Below are 2,369 nucleotides of genomic sequence, written 5' to 3'. Positions count from 1 at the left end.
GCGCGGAAGATCGCGATGAGGCGCTGGCGGCGGAAATGGCCAGCCCCGACGCGGCCATGGTCGCGCCCTGGGAAGCACCGGCGGCACGTCAGGCGGCGCCTGCGCCTGTGGCCGCCCCGTCGCCGACACCCCGCCCGCAGGGCATCGCCATCGCTCCGTCGGCCGCCCCGTCCCAGGCTGCTGCGGCAGGTGAACCTATCGCGCTGGCCTCGCCGGAAGCCTGGCTGGAACTGGTCGCCCAGAGCCAGCTCAACGGTCCGTCGCGGCAGCTGGCCGCGCACGCAGCGTTCATCAGTTTTCAGCAGGGTGTCTTGAAACTGGCGGTATCGCCCGGATTTGAGTACCTGTGTTCGGACCGTTCGCTGGCGGCGCTCACCGACGCGCTGTCCGGGCCGCTGGGCCAGACCCCGCGGATCGTGATCGAACATGGCAACGCCGAGGCCGAAACGCTGCACCAGCGTTCCGACCGCCAGCGTGGCGAGCGGCAACAGGCGGCCGAAGCCGCCTTCATGGCCGACCCGCAGGTGCAGCTGCTGATCCAGCAGCACGGCGCCCGGGTCGTGGCCGATTCCATCCGTCCTTTTGATGAGTAAAGAACCATGCGCGGCAACATCGCCCAATTGATGCAGCAGGCCCAGAAGATGCAGGAAAACCTGCAGAAGGCCCAGGAAGAACTCGCCAAGCTGGAAGTCACCGGCAGCGCCGGCGGCGGCATGGTCAGCGTGACCCTGACCGGTGCCAAGGAGTGCCGCAAGGTGCGTATCGATCCGTCGATCCTGGGCGATGCGGAAATGACTGAAGACCTGGTGGCGGCCGCGTTCAACGATGCCTCCAACAAGATCGATGCCGAGTCGAAGAACCGCATGGGTTCGGCCACGGCCGGCATGCAGTTGCCGCCGGGCATGAAGCTGCCGTTCTGAGCCAGTACCCGCGCCGGGCACTGCCCGGTGCCATGCTGGCGACCGCGACGCGAAGCCTTGTCGGCTTCGCGCGCTTGTTTCTGAGATGAGCACACCGCCATGAGCCTGCCCCTGCTCGAACAATTGATCGAGGCCTTCCGGGTGTTGCCGGGCGTGGGCCAGAAGACTGCCCAACGCATGGCCTACCACGTGCTCGAGCGCGAACGGGTGGGCGGCCAGAAGCTGGCCGAGGTGCTGGCCAAGGCGATCGAACGCATCGGCCATTGCGCGCAGTGCCGCGATTTCAGCGAGACCGAGATCTGCGCGGTGTGCGCCAACGGCAGTCGTGAGCGGCAGCAGCTGTGCGCGGTGGAGTCCCCGGCCGATCGCCTGGCGATCGAACACGCCACCGGATTCCGGGGCGTGTACTTCGTACTGCAGGGGCGTCTGTCGCCGCTGGACGGCGTGGGCCCGCGCGAACTGGGTCTGGATCAGCTGGAAGCACGCCTGCAGCAGGGTGAGGTGCAGGAGCTGATCATTGCCACCAGCGCCACGGTCGAAGGCGAAGCCACCGCGCATTACCTGGCGCAGCTGGCGCGCACGCACAAGGTGCGCCCGAGCCGATTGGCCCAGGGCCTGCCGCTGGGCGGCGAGCTGGAATACGTGGACCGTGGCACGCTCTCGCACGCCTTCGGTACGCGCACCGAAGTGCAGGAATGACGCCAGGCGACCGGTCGACAATGTCGAGCATCCACGCGTAAAGCCGACCCATGGCCGGCTGGCCACGTGATGCATCCACACGGTAGAGCCGACCCGTGGTCGGCTGCCCACGCGATGCATCCACACGGTAGAGCCGAGCCATGGTCGGCTGGCCATGCGATGCATCCACATGGTAGAGCCGACCCATGGCCGGCTGGCCACGCGATGCATCCACACGGTAGAGCCGAGCCATGGTCGGCTGCCCGCGCAAGGCGCGGCAATGATCCCGGCGATCATCCGCGCTAAGCTCCAGCCCCCTGTTCAAAACGGTGCCCCATGAGCCAAGACACCCTGTTCGGCAAGATCATCTGCCGCGAAATCCCGGCCAGCATCGTCTATGAAGACGACGAAGTGCTCGGCTTCAAGGACATCGCCCCGCAGGCGCCGGTGCATGTGCTGTTCATTCCCAAGAACGAGGCGATTCCGACCCTGGACGACGTGCAGCCGTCGCAGGCGCACCTGATCGGCAAGCTGGCCCTGGCCGCGGCCGACTACGCGCGTCAGGAAGGATTCGCGCAGGACGGCTACCGGATCGTCATGAACTGCCGCGAGCATGCCGGGCAGACCGTGTTCCACATCCACCTGCACCTGCTGGCCGGCGCGCCGCTGGGCCACTTCGGAACGCCCAACGCCTGACGCGCCAAGGGCGAGGGTGCCAGGTAGAGCCACCCCGCGGGTGGCTGCGCGACGCCTGATCGGAAGGGAGCCACC

At 67.4% G+C, this 2,369-nt stretch carries 4 protein-coding genes; all 4 read left to right on the top strand.

The annotated features are described in order from the left end of the window. The coding region (locus tag AC1DQP_RS19540; RefSeq protein WP_478052304.1) for a DNA polymerase III subunit gamma/tau C-terminal domain-containing protein at nt 1-593 on the top strand (593 nt) is incomplete at its 5' end. Nucleotides 594-599: 6 nt separating this feature from the next. Next, entirely contained in the window at nt 600-920 is a 321-nt protein-coding gene (locus tag AC1DQP_RS19535; protein ID WP_256775659.1) for a YbaB/EbfC family nucleoid-associated protein, read from the top strand. A gap of 99 nt (nt 921-1,019) precedes the next feature. Continuing rightward, the gene (gene recR / locus AC1DQP_RS19530) at nt 1,020-1,619 is read left to right on the top strand and encodes a recombination mediator RecR (protein WP_256775660.1); all 600 of its coding nucleotides are present in this window, start codon (nt 1,020-1,022) and stop codon (nt 1,617-1,619) included. Between the two features lie 315 nt (nt 1,620-1,934). Then, the gene (locus AC1DQP_RS19525) at nt 1,935-2,294 is read left to right on the top strand and encodes a histidine triad nucleotide-binding protein (RefSeq protein WP_457318077.1); all 360 of its coding nucleotides are present in this window, start codon (nt 1,935-1,937) and stop codon (nt 2,292-2,294) included. Nucleotides 2,295-2,369: the final 75 nt, after the last annotated feature.

Source organism: Stenotrophomonas sp. P5_A8 (genome assembly GCF_056400545.1).
Note: the sequence above shows the minus strand (reverse complement) of the source record. Positions and strands in the feature narration are given on the sequence as shown.